The 18,113-nt window shown below is 61.4% G+C and carries 16 protein-coding genes and 1 tRNA gene; 2 read left to right on the top strand and 15 right to left on the bottom strand.

Translation table 11 applies throughout. From position 1 onward, the window contains the following. Window positions 1–74: 74 nt before the first annotated feature. The 10 genes from rplT to GH665_RS05510 form a co-directional block, all read right to left on the bottom strand. Window positions 75–434 (bottom strand): 50S ribosomal protein L20, encoded by a 360-nt coding sequence (gene rplT / locus GH665_RS05555; RefSeq protein WP_006052502.1) that lies wholly within the window; start codon window positions 432–434, stop codon window positions 75–77. Between the two features lie 29 nt (window positions 435–463). After that, a complete protein-coding gene (rpmI, locus tag GH665_RS05550) occupies window positions 464–661 on the bottom strand; it encodes a 50S ribosomal protein L35 (RefSeq protein ID WP_028200199.1) in 198 nt (65 codons plus the stop codon). Window positions 662–924: 263 nt separating this feature from the next. Beyond that, the gene (infC, locus tag GH665_RS05545) at window positions 925–1,449 is read right to left on the bottom strand and encodes a translation initiation factor IF-3 (RefSeq protein WP_075643546.1); all 525 of its coding nucleotides are present in this window, start codon (window positions 1,447–1,449) and stop codon (window positions 925–927) included. A gap of 50 nt (window positions 1,450–1,499) precedes the next feature. Then, a complete protein-coding gene (gene thrS, locus GH665_RS05540; RefSeq protein ID WP_153134991.1) occupies window positions 1,500–3,407 on the bottom strand; it encodes a threonine--tRNA ligase in 1,908 nt (635 codons plus the stop codon). Between the two features lie 250 nt (window positions 3,408–3,657). Then, window positions 3,658–3,734 (bottom strand) — tRNA-Val (locus GH665_RS05535). 130 nt (window positions 3,735–3,864) lie between these two features. After that, window positions 3,865–6,108, bottom strand: coding sequence for a RelA/SpoT family protein (locus GH665_RS05530; RefSeq protein ID WP_153134990.1), 2,244 nt, complete (start codon window positions 6,106–6,108; stop codon window positions 3,865–3,867). Between the two features lie 70 nt (window positions 6,109–6,178). Then, window positions 6,179–6,532: a RidA family protein gene (locus GH665_RS05525; protein WP_028200195.1), complete on the bottom strand. Its 354-nt coding sequence runs from the start codon at window positions 6,530–6,532 to the stop codon at window positions 6,179–6,181. A gap of 91 nt (window positions 6,533–6,623) precedes the next feature. After that, the gene (locus GH665_RS05520) at window positions 6,624–7,535 is read right to left on the bottom strand and encodes an alpha/beta fold hydrolase (protein WP_153134989.1); all 912 of its coding nucleotides are present in this window, start codon (window positions 7,533–7,535) and stop codon (window positions 6,624–6,626) included. Between the two features lie 261 nt (window positions 7,536–7,796). Next, window positions 7,797–8,438, bottom strand: a complete 642-nt coding sequence (locus tag GH665_RS05515) for a CoA transferase subunit B (protein ID WP_153134988.1) — start codon at window positions 8,436–8,438, stop codon at window positions 7,797–7,799. Between the two features lie 2 nt (window positions 8,439–8,440). Next, window positions 8,441–9,145 carry a CoA transferase subunit A gene (locus GH665_RS05510; RefSeq protein WP_153134987.1) on the bottom strand — a complete coding sequence of 235 codons (705 nt, stop codon included), beginning with the start codon at window positions 9,143–9,145 and terminating at the stop codon, window positions 8,441–8,443. Window positions 9,146–9,388: 243 nt separating this feature from the next. Between GH665_RS05510 and GH665_RS05505 the strand changes: the two genes are divergently transcribed. Further along, on the top strand, window positions 9,389–9,934 hold the full coding sequence (locus GH665_RS05505) for a LuxR C-terminal-related transcriptional regulator (RefSeq protein WP_153134986.1): 546 nt from the start codon (window positions 9,389–9,391) through the stop codon (window positions 9,932–9,934). 49 nt (window positions 9,935–9,983) lie between these two features. On the opposite strand, the gene GH665_RS05500 is transcribed toward GH665_RS05505, so the two are convergent. Both GH665_RS05500 and GH665_RS05495 read right to left on the bottom strand, forming a co-directional pair. After that, on the bottom strand, window positions 9,984–10,415 hold the full coding sequence (locus tag GH665_RS05500; RefSeq protein WP_153134985.1) for an acyl-CoA thioesterase: 432 nt from the start codon (window positions 10,413–10,415) through the stop codon (window positions 9,984–9,986). A gap of 106 nt (window positions 10,416–10,521) precedes the next feature. Next, window positions 10,522–11,298 carry an SDR family oxidoreductase gene (locus GH665_RS05495; protein ID WP_153134984.1) on the bottom strand — a complete coding sequence of 259 codons (777 nt, stop codon included), beginning with the start codon at window positions 11,296–11,298 and terminating at the stop codon, window positions 10,522–10,524. A 191-nt stretch (window positions 11,299–11,489) separates the two neighbouring features. Between GH665_RS05495 and GH665_RS05490 the strand changes: the two genes are divergently transcribed. Beyond that, complete coding sequence (locus GH665_RS05490) at window positions 11,490–13,163, top strand: electron transfer flavoprotein-ubiquinone oxidoreductase (RefSeq protein ID WP_153134983.1); 1,674 nt, start codon at window positions 11,490–11,492, stop codon at window positions 13,161–13,163. Between the two features lie 146 nt (window positions 13,164–13,309). Here GH665_RS05490 and GH665_RS05485 read toward each other — a convergent pair whose 3' ends face one another. The 3 genes from GH665_RS05485 to GH665_RS05475 all read right to left on the bottom strand — a co-directional run bounded on the left by GH665_RS05485 (window position 13,310) and on the right by GH665_RS05475 (window position 17,989). Continuing rightward, window positions 13,310–14,785, bottom strand: a complete 1,476-nt coding sequence (locus tag GH665_RS05485; RefSeq protein WP_153134982.1) for a tetratricopeptide repeat protein — start codon at window positions 14,783–14,785, stop codon at window positions 13,310–13,312. Window positions 14,786–14,830: 45 nt separating this feature from the next. Next, on the bottom strand, window positions 14,831–15,931 hold the full coding sequence (aroC, locus tag GH665_RS05480; RefSeq protein WP_153134981.1) for a chorismate synthase: 1,101 nt from the start codon (window positions 15,929–15,931) through the stop codon (window positions 14,831–14,833). A gap of 120 nt (window positions 15,932–16,051) precedes the next feature. Beyond that, on the bottom strand, window positions 16,052–17,989 hold the full coding sequence (locus GH665_RS05475) for an MFS transporter (protein WP_153134980.1): 1,938 nt from the start codon (window positions 17,987–17,989) through the stop codon (window positions 16,052–16,054). Between the last annotated feature and the right edge of the window lie 124 nt (window positions 17,990–18,113).

Raw genomic sequence — 18,113 nt, 5'->3', positions numbered from 1 at the left:
TTTTGTTGCAGCGTCACCGAGACTACCGGATGTTCGCTGCAACGAACCACGCAGTTTAATTGCCCAAAGCGCAATCAGGCTGCAACGGCGGCTTTCACCTGCTGAACGATCGCAGCAAAAGCAGCCTTGTCGAACACAGCCATGTCGGCCAGCACCTTGCGGTCGAGTTCGATCGAAGCCTTCTTCAGGCCGTTGATGAACACGCTGTACGTCATGTCGTGCTGACGCACCGCCGCGTTGATACGCGTGATCCACAATGCACGGAACACACGCTTCTTGTTGCGGCGATCGCGGTAGGCGTATTGGCCTGCGCGCATGACCGCCTGCTTGGCGATGCGATAGACGTTATTGCGACGGCCGCGGTAACCCTTGGCCAGCTTGATGATCTTCTTGTGACGGGCCCGTGCGGTAACCCCACGTTTTACTCGAGGCATATCTTGCTCCTATGAGTGTCGGTTAAGGGTTAAGCGAACGGCAGCATTGCGCGCACGGAGTTCATATCTGCTTCATGAACTGCCGTCGAACCGCGCAAATGGCGTTTGTTCTTGGTGGTCTTCTTGGTAAGAATGTGGCGCTTGAAGGCTTGACCGCGCTTGACGGTACCGCCCGGACGCACCACGAAGCGCTTTGCAGCACTCTTCTTGGTCTTCATCTTCGGCATGACAACTCCATTATTAGATGGATATGGGTGTGCGGTCGGCCAGATGGCCATTACCCGCCCTTCGAAACCCATTCCACTTGGTATGCAGACCGCCGGCAAGTGAAAATGCCGCCGGCAGCCGCTTTTCAGGACACAGCGCCCATTTGCATGGACACCGATCCGAAACCTGCCGATACCGCGCCGGACACCCGGCACAGCACCGTTCAATCTTTCACAATGACAACCAGAGCGCGCGCCACACGGCGCGCCGCCGCTCCAATCGCTTACTTCTTTTTCTTCGGCGCGAGCACCATGATCATCTGGCGCCCTTCCATTTTCGGCATCTGCTCGACCTGACCGACTTCGTCGAGGTCAGTACGCAGACGCTCGAGCATGCGCATACCGATTTCCTGGTGAGCCATTTCGCGGCCACGGAAACGCAACGTGATTTTCGTCTTGTCGCCGTCGTCGAGGAAGCGGATGAGGTTGCGCAGCTTGACGTTGTAATCGCCGTCATCGGTACCCGGGCGGAATTTGACTTCCTTGACCTGAACCACCTTCTGCTTGAGCTTGGCCTCGTGCTGCTTCTTCGCTTCCGAGTACTTGAACTTGCCGTAATCCATCAAACGGCAGACCGGCGGGACCGCTTGCGGAGCGATTTCGACCAGATCCACATCTTGCTGTTCCGACATGCGGAACGCATCAGCGAGTTTCACGATGCCGAGCGGTTCGTTCTCGACTCCGACCAGACGCACCTCGGGTGCAGTAATCTCACCGTTGATGCGGTGCGCAGACTTATCAGTAGCGATGTTACGTTTCCTCTAAAAATTAAAAAAAACGAGCCGGGCTGCCAAGTGGCTCAGTTGAACGACTGCACGTCCTGACGCAGACGCTCAATGAAGGTATCGAGAGGCATCACACCCAGATCGACACCACCACGGGCACGCACGGCTACCGTTTGGGCTTCACGCTCTTTGTCGCCGACCACGAGCAGGTACGGCACCTTTTCTAGCGTGTGCTCGCGTATTTTATAGCTAATCTTCTCGTTGCGCAAATCGGCCTCTACTCTAACCCCTTGTTTTTGCAACGATTGGGCTAGAGACCGCGCATATTCGGCCTGATTTTCCGCGATATTCATCACCACAACCTGCATCGGAGCAAGCCACGACGGCATTGCACCAGCATGGTGCTCGATCAGAATCCCGAGGAAGCGCTCCATTGATCCGACGATTGCCCGGTGCAGCATGATCGGGCGGCGGCGGCTATTGTCTTCGGCGACGTATTCGGCACCCAGACGCTCCGGCAGCACCATGTCGAGCTGCAACGTACCGCACTGCCACGAGCGGCCGAGCGCGTCCTTGATGTGGTATTCGACCTTCGGACCGTAGAACGCGCCCTCACCCGGCAACTCTTCCCAGGTTACGCCGCAGGCCGTCAGCGCCTCGCGCAGACCCTGCTCCGCGCGATCCCACGTCTCGTCCGTGCCGGCGCGCGCATCCGGGCGCAACGACAGCTTGATTTCGACATTCTCGAAGCCGAAGTCCTTGTAGACGCTCATCGCCAGCGTATTGAACGCGATCGATTCGCTGATGAACTGGTCTTCGGTACAGAAAATGTGGGCGTCATCCTGCACGAAACCGCGCACGCGCATCAGGCCGTGCAGCGCGCCCGACGATTCGTTGCGGTGGCACGAGCCGAATTCCGCGTATCGCAGCGGCAGATCGCGATACGAACGCAGACCGTGGTTGAACACCTGCACGTGACCCGGGCAGTTCATCGGTTTGATCGCGTAGTCGCGCTTTTCCGACTCGGTCGTGAACATGTTTTCACGATAGTTCTGCCAGTGGCCCGACGCTTCCCATAGCGAGCGGTCCATGATCATCGGCGTCTTGATTTCAAGGTAGCCGGCGTCGTTCACGCGGCGGCGCATGTACTGCTCGACCTGCTGCCACAGCGTCCAGCCACGCGGATGCCAGAACACCATGCCCGGCGACTCGTCCTGCATATGAAACAGATCGAGTTGCTTGCCGAGTTTGCGGTGGTCGCGCTTTTCCGCCTCTTCGAGCATGTGCAGATACGCGTCCTGGTCTTCTTTCTTCGTCCAGGCCGTGCCGTAAATGCGCTGCAACTGCTCGTTCTTCGAATCGCCGCGCCAGTAGGCGCCGGCCAGCTTCATCAGCTTGAAAACCTTCAGCTTGCCGGTGGACGGCACGTGCGGGCCGCGGCACAGATCGGTGAAGCTGCCGTGCGAATACAGCTTGATTTCGTCGGTAGCCGGAATCGATTCGATGATTTCGGCCTTGTACTTTTCGCCGATGCTTTTGAAGTAGTCCACCGCTTCGTCGCGCGACACCACGCGGCGCGAGACCGGCTCATCTTTCTTCGCGAGTTCCTGCATGCGCTTTTCGATCTTCTCGAGATCTTCAGGCGTGAAGGGACGGTGGTAGGAAAAGTCGTAGTAGAAGCCGTTGTCGATAACCGGGCCGATCGTGACTTGCGCTTCCGGGAACAGATCCTTCACCGCGTACGCGAGCAAGTGCGCCGTGGAGTGGCGAATGATATCGAGGCCGTCTGCGTCTTTCTCGGTGACGATGGCAAGCGCCACATCGTGATCGATCAGCGTGGACGTGTCGACGAGTTCACCGTCGATCTTGCCGCCGAGCGCGGCCTTCGCGAGGCCGGGGCCGATCGAGGCGGCCACTTCGGCGACGGTCACCGGATGCTCGTACTGTCGAACAGAACCGTCGGGCAGACGTATCGAAACCATTGTGTTCTCCGTGGTGCCGACCGGCGGCGGCACATACAACCATCAAACAAGCCAAAAAAAATGCGGCCCCGCTTTCGAGGGGCCGCATTCACATTTTTTGCAAACTACATTGGCGAAAGTGGTCCTCGACTAGCGTCGCTCCGAAGTAGTTTCGGTCAACGTTCGCGGTGCCATAACCGTATTTGCCTTTTGCGCCGAAGCGCTTACTGCAGTTTGCGAAACCCCGGCAAAACCGGAATTTCTCTTTCGTTGGTAGGCTCGATTGGACTCGAACCAACGACCCCCACCATGTCAAGGTGGTGCTCTAACCAGCTGAGCTACGAGCCTGAAGAAACGAGATTATATGGAGCGCCACACCGCTTGGCAAGTACTTTTATGCATCGACTTTAAATTTCTACTCACGCGCCCGGGCGCGTTGAAGGGATGCCTGCCGGCAACCCACCGCGGCGTCCAAACATTAATTCTTGCGTGAAGCGCGCATCACGCCCGTCACCTCACCGAGCAACGTACACGCGCGCTGAATCTGCGCCGCGCTCGATACCTCGACGGTAAATTGCATGAACGCGGCGTTGCGCCGCGATTGCGTTTTCACACCAATCACGTTCATTTTCTCGCGCGCGAAAACTTCGGAGATATCGCGCAGCAGGCCTTGCCGATCCGTTGCCTCGATGCTGAGGTCGACAGGATAGACCGATTGCCCGCGCCCGCTCATCACATCGGCCGACCATGCGGTTTGCAGCACGCGCTCCGGCGCGCGATCGGCCATGCGCAGGAAGGTCGGGCAATCGCTGCGGTGGATCGACATGCCCTTGCCGCGCGTGACGAAACCGCTGATGTCGTCGGGCGGAGCGGGCCGGCAACAGCGCGCGAGCTGCGTAAGCAGCGCGTCGACGCCGACCACCAGCACACCGGTGGAAGCGCCACGGGCAACACTCGCCCCGCTACTGCGCTTCTCGAACTGTTCCGGCGCCTCGACGACGGGCTCGGGCGGCGGCGCATCGTGCAACGCCTGCTCGACGAGCCGTAAACTGAATTCCTCCTTGCCGACCACCGAGAACAGATCGTCGGTGGTCTTGAAACCGAGTTTGGCGGCAAGCTGATCGAGATTGACCGACGTCTTACCCTCGCGCTGCAGGGTCTTTTCGACCATCGCCCGGCCGCTCGCGATGTGCTCCTGCACTTCGACCGCGTTGAACCACGCGCGCACTTTCTGCCGTGCCCGATGGCTCTGCAGATATCCGAGTTGCGGGTTGAGCCAGTCGCGCGACGGACCGCCCTCTTTCACCGCGACGATCTCGACCGTCTGACCGTTCTGCAATGGCGTGTTGAGCGGCACCATCGCGCCGTCGACGCGCGCGCCGCGGCAGCGATGCCCCAGCTCGCTATGCAGGTGATACGCGAAGTCCACCGGCGTCGCGCCGTGCGGCAACGGAATCACCCGCGCTTGCGGCGTGAGCACGTAGATGTGGTCGTCGTCGAGCGTGGCCTGGCGCAGTTGCTCCCACGGCTGCGCGGCGCGCTTCTCGCCGTGCTCGCCTTCTGAAACTTCGTCTTTCCATGCGAGCAGTTGACGCAACCACGCAATCTTCTCGTCGTACTTCTCATTGGCGCTGAACTGGCCACCGTAACCCCGCGTGCCCGCTTCCTTGTAGCGCCAGTGCGCCGCCACGCCGTACTCGGCGAACTGATGCATTTCCTGCGTACGGATCTGCACTTCGAACGCACGGCCGTCGTCGCCGATCACAACCGTATGCAGCGATTTATAGCCGTTCGGCTTCGGCCGCGAGATGTAGTCGTCGAACTCTCTGGGCACCGGCTGCCACAGGTTGTGCACGATGCCGAGCACCGTGTAGCAATCCTTGATGTCCGGCACGATCACGCGAAACGCGCGCACGTCGTACAGTTCGGCGAAGTCCAGTTCCTTGCCGCGCATCTTGCGCCAGATGCTATAGATATGCTTGGGCCGGCCGCTCACTTCGGCCTGCACGTTCGCCGCAGCCAACTCCTGCTGCAATCGCTCGATCGCCTGCGCAACATAACTTTCGCGCTCGACGCGTTTTTCGTCGAGCAGCTTGGCGATGCGCTTGTACGTGACCGGCTCTTCGAAACGGAACGCGAGATCCTCGAGCTCCCATTTCAGTTGCCAGATGCCCAGACGGTTGGCGAGCGGCGCATAAATATCGAGCGTCTCACGCGCGACGTCGGGCGACGGTGTGATCTTCGCCGCCGCGTAATAGCGCAGCGATTGCAGGCGCGACGCGAGTCGTATCAGCACGACGCGAATGTCCTGCGCGAACGCGAGCAGCATCTTGCGCAGCGCCTCGACCTGGGCACGGCGCGCGGCCTGCGCATCGCGTCCGGCTTCAGGCATTGCATTTTGCGCGGCGCGCAAGCTCACCGTACCGAGGCGCAGCAGCTTGCGTACATCGCCGACCAGTTGCGCGACTTCTTCGCCGAAGTTGTCGGCGATCACGCGTTCCGGGTCTTGCAGATGCGGCGTCAGCGCAAACAGGGCCGCCGCCAGCACCGCCGGCGGATCGACATTGAGCGTGCGCATGATCGACGCCGTACCCGCCGCATGATCCGCCAGCAACTCACCCGACGAGAGCCGCACCTCGCCCGCATGCTCGCGCACGAACGCCATCGCTTCGTCGAAGGAAGGGATGGGGGCCGGCGTGCTCGTAACGATTTCGGTAGTCATGGTGCGACGGCCCACCGGGCCAGACGGATCAACAGAATTTCAACAACTGCGAGACCGGGTTCGGTCACGCTCAATCGCGCTGCGCCGCGACCACGACGATTTCGACGAGGCACTTCGGATTCGCGAGCTTCGCTTCCACGGTAGCGCGCGGCGGCGTGGCGCCTTGTGCGACCCACTCGTCCCACACAGCGTTCATGCCGGCGAAATGCACCATGTCCGAGATGTAGATCTGCACGGACAGCAAATGCGACTTGTCGCTGTTCACTTCCTCCAGCAGACGGTCGATGTGGCCAAGCACTTCGCGCGTCTGACCCGTGATGTCCTGATCCGCGTCTTCGGCGATCTGGCCTGCGAGGTACACGGTACCGTTGTAAACGGCGGTTTCCGAGAGGCGCTTGCCGACGTGATGACGAATGACTGCCATGAAGAATCCTGAGTTGGGTTGAAAGTTGATCGAAGATGCGTTCCGCATTGCACCCGATCAGAAACGAAAGGGCGATGTGCGGAACCCTACATTATGACGCGTCAGTGGCCGACCCGATGAAGAACTGCCTCGCGAGGTCGATCTGATCGGCCGAGAGGAACGCCGGCGCGTGCCCGACGCCCACGATTTCCGCGCTCGATACGGCACGCCCGGTTTCGACCATCTTCGCGACGGTCTCGCGAGAAAGCAGATCCGATTGCTCGCCGCGCACCACCAGCACCGGCCCCTGAAACGCCGCCAGCGAATGCCACAGCGCGGCTTCGCCGAGTTTGGCCGCCTCTTCGGTTGTCGCGGTAAATGGCTGCGCGATTCGCGGGTCGTAGCGGAACAACCATGCGCCGTCCTGCTCGTGCAAAAGCGGCGTATTGATCTCGCGCCATTCCTCTGGCGTGAGCGGACCGAACGTTTGCGCAAGCAACGCGGCGTAATCGATACCCTGCTGCAGCGATTCGAAACGCACCGGCTTACCGAGGTAATCGCCGATTCGCTGCACGGCCACCGGTTCCAGATGCGGACCGACGTCGTTCAGCAGCATCTTGCGAATCGGCGTTTCCGGCAGACCGGCCAGCGCGAGCCCGATCAGACCGCCCATCGAAGTGCCGAACCAGTCGACCGTTTCGACGTTCAGGCGCGCGATCAGCGTGACCATATCGGCGACGTACTGCGGCACGGTATAGAAGTTGGGGTTTGCGAGCCATGAAGACAAGCCCCGCCCCGCCACATCCGGACACACCACGCGGTAAGTGCCGGCAAATTCCGCCGCGAGGCGGTCGAAATCGCGCCCCGAGCGCGTCAAGCCGTGCACGCACAGCAGCACACGCGGGTTGGCCGGGTCGCCCCACTCGGTGTAGGCGATACGGTGCAAGCCACCGCCGCTTGCGCATTGCACGTAACGTTGGCGCGGCGCAGGCCGCCCGGCGGTGGAAGTGGACGTTTCGGTCATCGGGTTTCCTTGCAAAAGCGCTGCGGATTCGGCCTGGGCACAGCAGGGATCAATAAGCGTCCAAACTTCGAAAGATTGTAAACCGCTTTGCCGTGCGGCAAGGATCAGCCGAACGTCATAGGACGGCCTGGGACTGGCATCGAGCGGACATCAAGCGCCAAAACAAAGCGGGCGAGACTCACGCCTCGCCCGCTCCGGGTCCTGCCCCGCCGCCCCGTGCCGGTCATGCAGACCGAAACCGCGGGCGGCTCACAAAACCGTTCAGCTCACCGCGCTGACATCCAGCGGCGCACCCGTCTTCGCCTTGATTTCCTCGACGCTGACGCCCGGCGCCAGCTCGGTTACTTTCAGACCGTCTTCCGTCACTTCGATCACGCCGAGATCGGTGATGATCTGATCGACCACGCCCACGCCCGTCAACGGCAACGTGCAGTCTTCGAGTATCTTGTGCTGGTCGCCCTTGGCGACGTGCTCCATCAGCACGACCACGCGCTTGACGCCCGCGACCAGATCCATCGCGCCGCCCATGCCCTTGATCATCTTGCCGGGGATCATCCAGTTGGCCAGATCGCCCTTCTTGCTGATCTGCATCGCGCCCAGAATCGCCAGGTTGATGTGGCCGCCGCGAATCATCGCAAATGAATCCGCCGACGAGAAAATCGACGAACCCGGCAGCGTGGTCACCGTCTGCTTGCCGGCATTGATCAGGTCGGCATCCACTTCTTCTTCGGTCGGCGACGGGCCGATGCCGAGCAGGCCGTTCTCCGACTGCAGCCACACTTCGACACCGGCCGGCACATGGTTCGCCACCAGGGTCGGCAAGCCGATGCCGAGGTTCACGTAGAAACCGTCCTGCAATTCCTTCGCCGCGCGGGCGGCCATTTCGTCACGAGTCCATGCCATGATCAGTCTCCTTTCGCGCGGACGACGCGTTGTTCAATGCGTTTTTCCGGATGCGCATTGAGCACAATGCGCTGCACGAAAATGCCCGGCGTGTGGATCGCATCCGGATCGAGTTCGCCCACTTCAACGATTTCCTCGACTTCCGCGACCGTGATCTTGCCGGCCATCGCGCACATCGGATTGAAGTTGCGCGCGGTACGGCGATAGATCAGGTTGCCCGATTTGTCGGCCTTCCATGCCTTGACCAGCGCGACGTCGGCCGTCAGCGAATGTTCGAGCACATATTGGTTCTCGCCGAACTGGCGGGTTTCCTTGCCCTCGGCGATCAGCGTGCCGTAGCCGGTGTTCGTGAAGAAAGCCGGAATGCCCGAGCCGCCGGCGCGCAGCTTCTCGGCGAGCGTGCCTTGCGGCGTGAATTCCAGTTCGAGTTCACCGGCCAGATACTGGCGTTCGAACTCCTTGTTCTCGCCCACGTACGACGAAATCATCTTCTTGACCTGGCGCGTTTCGAGCAACAGACCGAGGCCGAAACCGTCGACACCCGCATTGTTGCTGATGCAGGTGATGCCCTGCACCTTCGAATCGCGCAGCGCCGCGATCAGCGCCTCGGGAATGCCGCACAGCCCGAAACCGCCGACGGCAAACGTCTGCCCGTCCTTGACGATGTCTTTCAGCGCCTCGGCAGCGCCTGGATAGACCTTGTTCATCTGTATGTCCCTTCCTTTATGGAAACCCGAAATCGGTTCGTTGCGGCCTCGATATGACGCTCAGCGGGCAAAAGCCCGACACGTCATTCTAGTCATCTGCGGCTGGTCCTGCGCTCAGGTTGCCCTACCTTGCGCCAACGCCCGCCGCGAATGCTTCGCCGCCTTGTCATGTGCCCGAAAGAGTACGCTGGGCGCGCCATGCGGCACAATACGCAAAAATACATAAGTACTTGCCGCCAGCCCATGCCCGCACTGGATTACCAAACCGCGTTTCACCTCGCCCCGATCGGACTCGTGCTGTCGCGCGAACGGATCATTGAAGACTGCAACGACGAACTGGCGTCGATATTCGGCTACCCGCGCGAAACGCTGCTCGGCCAGTCGTTCCAGGTGCTGTACCCGTCGACCGACGAATTCGAGCGGATCGGCGCACGGATTGCGCCGATCATGACCGCGCAAGGCAGCTATGCGGACGACCGGATCATGAAGCGGGCCAATGGCGAACTGTTCTGGTGCCACGTGACAGGCCGCGCGCAGCAACGCGCCGACGCGCACGCAGCCGGCGTCTGGACCTTCGAGGATTTGAGCGCGACGCGGCGCGTGGCGGTCGAACTGACTCCGCGGGAACGGGAAATCGCCGCGCAACTGGTGACGGGCAAAACCAGCAAGCAGATCGGGCGGGTGCTGGATATCAGCCCGCGCACGGTCGACGTCTACCGCGCGCGGCTGATGCGCAAATACGATACGGGGAACGCGACCGAGCTACTGCAGCGCTTGCTCGGTCATTGAGGGGCGATCAGGCCGCCTGCATCTGGCCGCCTGAATCGGCTTACTTGGGTCAGACCGCCTTGACCGGCGCCGCGCGCTCGATGGTCTCGCGCAACTGATCGGGAACCGGCACCGATTTGCCGGCCGCGTAGTCGATCCATACACAGCGGGCAGCACCACGGGCATAGACGGTGTTCGGGTCGTCGGCACGCACGAGCTCGAAGGCCGTGTCAAAACTGCTGCGCCCAGGCGTCGCCACAGACATCCGGCCGATCACGTCGCCGGGATAGTGCAACTGCTTGAGAAACTCCATCGACGCATTGACGATCACCGGCCCCTGCCCATCGGCGTTGCTGCCGAGCATACCCATTTGTTCGAACCAGGAAATCCGCACCTGCTCCATATAACGAAAATAGACCGTGTTGTTCACATGGCCGAATGCGTCCATGTCGCCCCAACGGATCGGCATAGACATCTCAAAAACTGCGTGAAAATCGCTCATCGTACTTCTTTAACGGGTTGAAACGAGGGTGAAACCGGCGAGTAAGCCGGCGCAAACATGACAAACAAGGGCACGCGGGCAGTCTTCTGGCGAACGGTCCGTGCGTTCAGGCGAGCCCGAATCCATCGTCGGCGGCAATCACCGAACCGTTGATGAACTGCGATTCATCGGCCGCCAGCAGCAGCAACAGCCCGTCCAGATCCTCCGGCTTGCCGACACGATGACGCGGCAGCATCGACACCAGCTTCTGCCCCTGCTCGGTCGACCAGTGATGATGGTTGATCTCGGTATCGATATAGCCCGGGCAGATGGCGTTCACGTTGATGCCGTGCTTGCCCCATTCCAGCGCCATGGCTTTCGTCATATGGACGACGGCGGCCTTACTGATCGAATACAGGCCGATCTGCGGCAGCACGCGCAAGCCCGCCATCGACGCGATATTGATGATCCGGTATGACGGCTTCTGCCCGTTGCCGCCGCGCATGATCATGCGCTTGGCAACTTCCTGGGCGACGAAGAAAGCACCGCGCGTGTTCGTGTCGAACACGTACTCGAAATCGGCCGGCGTCACTTCCGAAAGCTTCTGTGTGGTCGACACGCCTGAATTGTTCACCAGAATATCGATCGTGCCCGCTTCGGTTTCCGCGTGCGCGACGGCCGACTTGATACTCTGATAATCCGTGACGTCGAGCGAGACAACATGCGCCGCGCCGCCCGCAGCCTCGATCTCGGCGCGCAATTCCTTCAGACGCTCGGTGCGGCGGCTCGCCAGCACGACTTTGGCGCCGGCCTGCGACAATACCTGAGCAAAGCGCTTCCCCAACCCGCTCGAAGCGCCGGTAATCAGCGCGACTTTGCCTTCCAGATTGATCGAACGGCCCATTGTCGTTCCCTTGTTCGGTTGTTGTTACAGACGCGATTGACGGATACGGCAAGACCGCCACTGCGGGTCACACCGTATCACAAAAATAGAACGATCGTGCTAATCTCCGTTGATCGGGTTGCAGTGGCGGAGACCATCGCCCACAATACGATCCCGAAAAAAGCATTCTAACGGTAAGAAGAGGAGCATCAATGACCCCCGCAAGCCTCATTGAGCAATACGGACCACGCGAGTCGATGGAATACGACGTCGTGATCGTCGGCGGCGGCCCGGCTGGCCTGTCCGCGGCGATCCGCCTGAAGCAGCTGGCGGCTGGGAAAGGCGTCGAGATTGGCGTGTGCGTACTGGAAAAAGGCTCGGAGATCGGGGCTCATATCCTGTCGGGCGCGGTGATGGATCCGCGCGCGATCACCGAACTGATCCCTGACTGGAAAGAAAAAGGCGCACCACTGACGGTGGACGTGACCGAAGACAAGTTCCTGTTCCTGACCGAAACCGGTTCGAAGAGCGTGCCGGTCTGGGCGCTGCCGGACAACTTCAAGAACCACGGCAACTACGTGGTGAGCCTCGCGAACGTCACGCGCTGGCTGGGTCAGCAGGCCGAGGCGCTCGGCGTCGAGATTTTCCCGGGCTTTCCCGCCGCCGAGATTCTGTATAACGACGACGGCTCGGTCAAAGGTGTCGCCACCGGCAATCTGGGCATCGGCAAGGATGGCGAGCCGACCGAGAACTTCCAGCTCGGCATGGAGTTGCACGCCAAGTACACGCTGTTCTGCGAAGGCGCGCGTGGGCACCTGGGCCGCCAGTTGAACGACAAATTCAAGCTGCGCGAAGGCGTCGATCCGCAGGTCTACGGGATCGGCATCAAGGAACTGTGGGAAATCGATCCGGCGAAGCACAAGCCGGGTCTGGTGATGCACACCGCCGGCTGGCCGCTGGAGAACGACACGTACGGCGGCTCGTTCCTCTATCACATGGACAACAACCAGGTGGTGGTGGGCTTCGTGGTCGGCCTCGGCTACACGAATCCGTACCTGTCGCCGTTCGAGGAATTCCAGCGCTACAAGACGCATCCGGCCATCCGCGCGATTCTGGAAGGCGGCAAGCGGGTGTCGTACGGCGCACGGGCCATCACCGCAGGCGGCCTGATGTCGTTGCCGAAGCTGGTGTTCCCGGGCGGCGCGCTGGTCGGCGACGATGCGGGCTTCCTGAACGCATCGCGGATCAAGGGCTCGCATGCGGCGATCAAGACCGGCATGCTGGCCGCCGATGCCGCATTTGAGGCCGTGCAGGCTGGCCGCACCAGCGATGAATTGACGGCCTATCCGGAGTCGTTCAAGACTTCGTGGCTGCACACGGAACTGCATCGCGCGCGCAACTTCAAGCAGTGGATGAGCAAGGGCCTGTACCTCGGTACGCTGATGGTCGGCATCGAGCAGAAGCTGCTGGGCGGCAATGTGCCGTGGACGCTGCATCACCAGCATTCCGATCACGAGATGCTCAAACCCGCATCGCAGTGCAAGCAGATTGTCTATCCGAAGCCGGATGGCAAGCTGACGTTCGACCGGCTCTCGTCGGTGTTCATTTCGAACACGAATCATGAAGAGAACCAGCCGGCTCACCTGACGCTGAAAGACCCTTCGGTGCCGGTGAATGTGAACTGGCAGACCTATGCCGGTCCGGAATCGCGCTACTGCCCGGCCGCAGTCTATGAGTTCGTGAAGAACGACGACGGCAGCGAGCGGCTCGTGATCAACGCGCAGAACTGCGTGCACTGCAAGACCTGCGATATCAAGGACCCGACCCAGAACATCGTCTGGGTGACGCCTGAAGGTGGCGGTGGTCCGAACTATCCGAACATGTGATCCGGAGTTGATTTGCCGTGCGCGGAGCTTGTTGGTCTGCCCGTGCACGGTCTGCATCAACCGTTCTGAGTCGGTAAAGAACAAGAAGGCGTCCAGGGCAGACTTACTGTCAATGCCAGCCCCAATGCCGCCGCAAAGCCGAAAACTCAGACGCCCCGCATCATTTCAATCCGCTCCCGCACCTTGGCTAGCACCGGCGCCCACGCGCCAATCTCAGGCTGCCGGAAGATCTCAATAAAATCGTACCAGGCCGTGGTGCGCGATTCGTCGCCCCAGAACCATGCCGACACATGATCGATCATCAGACAGGTCGGCACGCCAAGTGCGCCCGCCAGATGCGCCGGCCCGCTATCGATCGTGACAACCAGATCCAGATTCGCCAGCAAAGCAGCGACGTCATCGAATCCGGACTGAAAATGATGGGTCAAATCGGCGACATCGTGACCTTGGGCCCGCCACTGCGCAACCGTCTCGCTGCGCCCAGGCGACAAGGCAAACCAGGTCACACCGGGCACGCTCAATAACGGCTCGAGTTGTTCGACGGGCACCGAGCGCCGCCTGTCGCGGACATGGTCAGGATTGCCGTTCCACACCAGACCGACTTTGCGATTACCCGGTTTGCGCGCCGTGTGCGCATCAACCCGCTCGTGCCAAACCTGCACACGCGTGGGCTCGGCACTCAGATACGGCGCACCCCACCCTTTGACATCGAAGACGCCAAGCTGCAACGGCAAGCTCATCAACCCGCAATGAAAATCAGGCTCGGTCTCGAGGCTCGTTTCGAGCCGCAAATCGGCAGGCAGCATTCGTTCGAATAGATGCCGCAACGGCCCGTCGTGACCGAAAATCACGCGACCGCCCTCACGGCGCGCCCGCTCTGCCAGCAGCGGCAGAAAGCGCACCGCCCAGAGACAGTCGCCGTTGCCTTGCTCGCCGTACACCACCAGCGTTTTGCCTTGCAGCGATTCGCCCTGCCAATGTGCGCTGATTGCAGCAAGCGCATGCTGCGCATTATTCAAATCGTCACCGAACGCGACGCGTGATTCGTAATGCGCCCAGCCTTCGGCGAAACGCCCGGTGCGGATTTCGAGCTCCGACAGATCGAATAGCGCATGCACGTTATCCGGCGACAACTCCAACACCTGCCTGAGCAAGGCTTCCGCTTCCTCGAAACGCGCCTGCTCCTTGATGCACAACGCAAGTTTGTGAAGTGCCACCGGATTACCGGGCGCGACGCGCACCGCTTCGCGCAGCAGGTGCTCGGCCGTGTCGAAGTCGTTGCGTTGTTGCACGGCGGCGGCACGCCAGATCAACGCGTTGGCGTCTTCGGCGTTCCGTTCGAGAAGCAGCGTAGTGGCAGAGTCGACGAGTGCCCAATCGCGCACGATGAACGCCGTTTGCGCAATCGTGTGAAGCAATGTGGGTTCGCAGGAGGGATCAAGCTGATAGGCCCGTACGAGCGCTGCAAGCGCTTCGTGCTGGCTGCCTTTGTCGCGAGCGGCGTGTTGCAACAATGTTTGCCCGAACGCGAGGCAATCGGCTGCGCCGGCTTGCGGCGCGGCAGCGCGGGCACGCAAATCCGCGAGTTGGCTATTTGCCGGCTCGATGTTCGGATCGGTCATTAAAACGATGCCGCGCGCACTACGAGGACGCTCGAAACGCGCCCTTTACGGCGCGCTCGCGGCGATCTTCGGCGTGCTGACGGCGACATCGCCGCATTGCGCACGGTGACGCAGCGCGTGGTCGATCAATACCAGCGCGAGCATGGATTCGGCGATCGGCGTAGCGCGAATGCCGACGCACGGGTCATGGCGCCCGAACGTTTCGACGACGGCCGGCTGCCCTGCCTTGTCGATAGAACGGCGCGGCGTGCGGATGCTCGAAGTCGGCTTGATCGCGATGGACACCGTGATGTCCTGCCCGGTCGAAATACCGCCGAGCACGCCGCCCGCGTGGTTGCCGACGAAGCCTTCCGGCGTCAATTCGTCGCCATGCACCGAACCGCGTTGCGCGACGCTGGCGAAGCCCGCGCCGATCTCGACGCCCTTCACCGCATTGATGCCCATCATGGCGTGCGCGATGTCCGCGTCGAGACGGTCGAACAGCGGCTCGCCAAGCCCAACCGGCACGCCGGAAGCCACGACATTGATGCGTGCGCCAATGGAATCGCCATCTTTACGCAGTGCGTCCATGTAGGTTTCGAGTTCCGGCACGATCTGCGCATTCGGCACGAAGAACGGATTCTCGCGCACATGGACCCAGTCGACGAACGGCACGTCGATCTCGCCGAGCGCCGCCATGTAGCCGCGAATCTCGGTCCCGAATTTCTCACGCAGCCATTTCTTCGCAACGGCACCAGCCGCCACCGTAGGCGCAGTCAGACGGGCCGACGACCGGCCGCCGCCGCGATAGTCGCGAATGCCGTATTTCTGCCAGTAGGTGTAATCAGCGTGACCGGGACGGAAAGTGTCCGCGATATTGCCGTAATCCTTGCTGCGCTGGTCCGTATTGCGAATCAGCAGTGCGATCGGCGCGCCGGTGGTCTGGCCTTCGAACACGCCCGACAGGATCTCGACCTTGTCCTCTTCCTGGCGCTGCGTGACGTGGCGCGACGTGCCCGGCTTGCGGCGGTCGAGTTCGAACTGGATGTCGGCTTCGTTAAGCGCCATGCCCGGCGGGCAGCCGTCGATCACGCAGCCGATAGCGGGGCCGTGCGATTCGCCGAAGGTCGTGACAGTGAAAAGCGTACCGAGCGTGTTGCCGGACATGGGCGTCGTCCAAAGAAATGCGGGGAAAACACTATTATGCCAGCCTTGATGCCGCCAAGGCCGCGGTACGCGACAGCCGATGGGCTCCGGGCCCGATCGGCAAGCCGTTACCCGCTGGCGCTACTTCCGCGCCCCGCGCAATTCGCTGACGATCTGCTGCAGCAGTTCCGGCGTCGCCTCAGCCGGATCGATCGGCTCGCCCACGGCCAGCGTCAGCCGGCTCATCACACCCTTCTGGATCGGTCGCGGCCAGCGCGCATCGTTGGCGCGCGAAAACACGCTGCCCCACAATCCGCGCAACGCCATCGGTATCACCGGCGCCGGCGTGCGGCGGATGATCTCGGTCACGCCGTGGCGGAATGGATTCATTTCGCCGGTCTTCGTCAGCTTGCCTTCGGGGAAAATGCAGACCAGATCCCCCTCAGCCAGCGCCTCGGCACAACGTTCATAAGCGCGCGCCAGCAGCGCCGGATCCTGATGGGCGGGCGCGATCGGAATCGCCTTCGCGTGGCGGAACACCCAGCCGGCGAACGGCGACTTGAAGATCTGATGGTCCATCACGAAGCGGATCGGCCGCGGGCTCTCGGCCATGATGACGATCGCATCGACGAAACTCACGTGGTTGCACACCAGCACGGCCGCGCCCTCTTCCGGAATCCGTTCGGCATGAACCAGGCGAATCCGGTAGAACGTGTGCACCAGCACCCAGGCGATAAAGCGCAGCAGAAACTCGGGCACGAGCGAATAGATATACGTCGCGACCACAATGTTCAGCAGCGCGGTGACGAGGAAAATCGCCGGAATACTGAAACCCGCCGCGGTTAGCCCCATTGCCATCAACGCCGACACGATCATGAACAGCGAATTCAGAATATTGTTCGCCGCGATGATGCGCGCGCGGTGGCTCGGCTGGCTGCGGCTCTGGATCAGCGCATAAAGCGGCACGCTATAGAAGCCGCCGAACATGGCCAGCAGAAACAGATCGGCCAGCACGCGCCAATGGGCCGGCCGCACGAGGAATTCGCCGACGCTCAGCAGATGGCCGGCGGCCGGCAGCGCATGGCTCGCAAAGAACAGATCGATCGCGAACACACTCATGCCGATCGAGCCGAGCGGCACAAGGCCGATTTCGATGCGCCGCTTGGAGAGTTTTTCGCATAGCAGCGAGCCGATGCCGATGCCAATCGAGAAGGTGCCGAGCAGCACGGTCACGACGTCCGGATTGGCGGACAGCACGTTTTTCGCGAAGCTGAAAAACGAGGACAGAAAGGTCGCGCCCACGAACCACAGCCAGGAAATCCCCAGCAGGCTCAGAAACACCGTCCGGTTTTCGCGCGCGAGCTTCAGGTTGCGCCACGTCTCGCTGACCGGATTCCAGTTGATGCGCAGATCGGGCTGCGGCGCCGCCGTAACCGGCACGAAGTTCGACACCAGCCGCCCCACCAGCGCAATCGCGACGCATGCGCAGGCCAGCATCGCGGCGCCATGCTCGACGAAACCCGCACCCACGCCACCGACGATCGTGCCGATCAGAATGGCGACGAAGGTGCCCATCTCGACCATGCCGTTACCGCCGACCAGTTCCGACTTCGACAGGTGCTGCGGCAGGTACGAATACTTGACCGGCCCGAACACGGTCGAATGGACGCCCATCAGGAACGTGCACAGATACAGCAGCGGTGCGCTATGCAGCAAGAAACCCGCGCCGCCGATCAGCATCACGACGATTTCGAAGCTTTTGACGAAACGCGTGAGCATCGCTTTGTCGTATTTGTCCGCGATCTGGCCCGAGGTCGCCGACAGCAGCACGAACGGCAGGATGAAAATCGCCGAAATCAGGAACGCGGCCGTTTTCGGATCGACGCCGGAAAAACGCGCCGCCTGATACGTGACTAGCGACGTGAAGCCGATCTTGAACACGTTGTCGTTCATTGCGCCGAGAAACTGGGTCCAGAAAAACGGCGCGAAGCGGCGTTGACTGAGCAGGCGGAACTGCGACTCGTGTGACTCGTGAGAGCGGGCGGGACGGCGGGCAGCAGGTATTGGGCGATCGCTCATGAAGTTCGGGAACGGGCTAAAAACAGGCTAAAGGGAAACAAAAAAGGGGAATCGGCCGGGAAAGCGCGGGGCACAAAAAAAGCGCACGCTTTCGCGCGCGCCTTGACCGCATCTTCACACTCCC

This window comes from Paraburkholderia agricolaris, from assembly GCF_009455635.1.
In the GTDB taxonomy this organism is placed as follows: domain Bacteria; phylum Pseudomonadota; class Gammaproteobacteria; order Burkholderiales; family Burkholderiaceae; genus Paraburkholderia; species Paraburkholderia agricolaris.
The sequence above is the reverse complement of the archived record's forward strand: the minus strand, read 5'-3'. Positions and strand labels throughout refer to the sequence as shown.